We start from the raw sequence: 2,043 nt of genomic DNA, 5'->3' as shown, positions 1-2,043 counted from the left end.
CGTAAGCGTCCGCCCACCACACCTTCCCCAAGCAGTTCGTAACCGCTGCACTACGCATCCGGACAATCTGGAGCGTAAGCATGGGCAGGAAGGCGATGGATTTGGGAGTCGGCACGAGTCTGCAGGCACGCTGGTTGGTGAGCGCACCGGTGGACTTTCGTTGCGGGGCGGATCGACTGCTGGTGTACGTGCGTGAGGTGTTGGCACGGGAGCCGCTGGATGGGTCGGCGTACGTGTTCCGCAACCGCCGTGCCACACGCCTGAAAGTGCTGGTGGTGGATGCCCAGGGCGTGTGGCTGTCGGTGCGCCGCTTGCACCAGGGACGGTTCGTGTGGCCGTCGGCAGGCGAGACATTGTGGTCGCTGGGTCGTGCGCAGTTCGCGTGGTTGTGCGCGGGCGTGGATTGGCAACGCTTGAGTGCGCCGATGCCCCTTGAAAAACGCGTGTGAGCGGTTACGCTGCGTGACCATGGATCACGCAGCGCTCAACGACATTTCGGACGTCCAAACGCTGCGCGCGATGGTAGTCGAGAAGTTGCAGGTGATCGCTGTGCACGAGCAGACCATCGCTCAGCGCGATCACACGATCGCGTTCAAGGACGCGAAGATCAGCAAGCTCACGCACGAGATCGCGCGCCTGCGCCGCGTGCAGTTTGCAGCCAAGTCCGAGCGCATGGATCCGGCGCAGCGCGAGCTGTTCGATGAGGCGATGGCGGCCGACATCGCCGCGCTGGAGGCGGAACTGGCGGCGCTCAAGACGCCGCCGGCCAAGCCGCCCACCGAGCGCCGCCCCGCGCCACGCCGCCCGCTGCCGCCCGAGCTGCCGCGTATCGAGACGATCCACGAGCCGGCCTCCTGTGACTGCGCCAGCTGCGGTGCCGCGTTGGTGAAGATCGGCGAACACATCAGCGAGAAGCTGGACGTCGAGCCGATGAAGTTCTTCGTCCGCCGCGACGTGCATCCGCAATACGCCTGCCGCGCCTGCGAGACGATCGTCGCCGAACCCGTCGCCCCGGCGATTCTCGACCGCGGCCTCGCCGCACCGGGCCTGCTGGCCCAGGTCGCGATCCAGAAGTACACCGACCACCTCCCGCTATATCGGCAGGAGGCGATCTTCGCGCGCCACGGCATCGAACTGTCGCGCACGACCCTGGCCGAATGGATCGGCGTGATCGGCCTTCGTCTGCAGCCCTTGGTCGACGCCCTACGCACCCGGCTGCTGCAATCGCCCGTGCTGCACGCCGACGAAACGCCGGTGGCGCAGCTTGATCCGGGCGCCGGCAAGACCAAGCGTGCCTACCTCTTTGCCTACCGCAGCGCCGATGGCCCGCCGATCATCCTCTTCGATTACTGCGCCAGCCGCGCCGGCAAGTATGCGGCGGCCTTCCTCGACGACTGGTGCGGTGCGCTGATGGTCGACGACTACGGCGGCTACAAGGCGCTGTTCGCCAACGGCATCACGGAGCTCGCCTGCTGGGCGCATGCGCGACGCAAGTTCTTCGACGTGCACAAGGCCAGCGCCAGCCCGCTCGCGAAAGAAGCGCTCGAACGCATCGGTGCGCTCTACGCCATCGAAGCGAAGCTGCGCGACCTCGACGCCGCCACACGGCACCGCGAGCGGCAACGTTACCTCGCGCCCAGGCTCGACGAACTCAAACGCTGGCTGGACGACCTCAGCACCAAGGTGCTGGGCAACACCGGCGTGGCCAGTGCCGTCCGCTACACGCTCAGACGCTGGAGCGCGCTCGCACGAGTCCTCGACGACGGCCGTCACCCGATCGACAACAACCCCATCGAGAACGCCATCCGGCCGATCGCCATCGGCCGCAAAAACTGGCTGTTCGCCGGCTCCGAAACCGCCGGTCAACGTGCCGCCGCCATCATGAGTCTGCTCGCTACCGCCAAGGCCAATGGCATCGAGCCCCACGCCTGGCTCACCGACACCCTCACTCGCCTGCCCACCACCAAAGATCGCGACATCGCATCTTTGCTGCCGCTGGCATAGGCTTCGGTCAACATCAAGGTGCGGTGGGCGGGCGCTTAC

2 protein-coding genes are annotated in these 2,043 nt (G+C 66.6%); both read left to right on the top strand.

The features are described 5' to 3' along the window. Positions 1-95 precede the first annotated feature (95 nt). The gene (gene tnpB / locus ACFPPB_RS20220) at positions 96-449 is read left to right on the top strand and encodes an IS66 family insertion sequence element accessory protein TnpB (protein ID WP_377330451.1); all 354 of its coding nucleotides are present in this window, start codon (positions 96-98) and stop codon (positions 447-449) included. A gap of 19 nt (positions 450-468) precedes the next feature. Beyond that, a complete protein-coding gene (gene tnpC, locus ACFPPB_RS20215) occupies positions 469-2,004 on the top strand; it encodes an IS66 family transposase (protein WP_377330449.1) in 1,536 nt (511 codons plus the stop codon). Positions 2,005-2,043: the final 39 nt, after the last annotated feature.

The organism is Rhodanobacter terrae, from assembly GCF_042657005.1.
Taxonomy (GTDB): Bacteria; Pseudomonadota; Gammaproteobacteria; order Xanthomonadales; family Rhodanobacteraceae; genus Rhodanobacter; species Rhodanobacter terrae.
This window is presented reverse-complemented; position numbering and strand designations above follow the sequence as displayed.

What these genes read in the sequence shown, in the direction of transcription:
- tnpB (WP_377330451.1), top strand. Translation starts at nt 96, where the DNA reads ATGGATTTGGGAGTCGGCACGAGTCTGCAGGCACGCTGGTTGGTGAGC.
- tnpC (WP_377330449.1), top strand. Translation starts at nt 469, where the DNA reads ATGGATCACGCAGCGCTCAACGACATTTCGGACGTCCAAACGCTGCGC.